Here is a 389-nt window from a genome sequence, read left to right on the forward strand (position 1 = left end):
ACGCGGGCAGAAACGGCTTTCGGCAGTACGGATTCACGATAGGCCGCATCCTGCTTGTCGAACGCGTCGGTGGACGGCATGGAGACCACGCGCGCCTTCACGCCTTCGGCGGTCAGTTTGTCCCACGCGGCAACCGCCAGTTCCACTTCTGAACCGGTGGCGATGAAGATCAGTTCCGGCTGGCCGGCGCAATCTTTCAGCACATAACCGCCGCGGGCCACATTTGCCAGCTGCTCTTCGGTACGCTCCTGCTGCGCCAGGTTCTGACGGGAGAGGATCAGCGCGGTCGGGCCGTCCTGACGCTCTACGCCATATTTCCACGCAATCGCGGATTCAACCTGGTCACACGGACGCCAGGTGGACATGTTCGGCGTGACGCGCAGGGAAGC

1 protein-coding gene is annotated in these 389 nt (G+C 63.0%); it reads right to left on the minus strand.

Annotated features, from left to right (window positions below):
• Positions 1-389, minus strand: a 389-nt coding sequence (locus ACSEMK_RS24050) for a transketolase-like TK C-terminal-containing protein (RefSeq protein ID WP_435336666.1), incomplete at both ends; no start/stop codon positions are given.

Origin of the sequence: Klebsiella sp. K-3 (assembly GCF_051207495.1) — a bacterium.
Lineage (GTDB): Bacteria > Pseudomonadota > Gammaproteobacteria > Enterobacterales > Enterobacteriaceae > Klebsiella > Klebsiella aerogenes.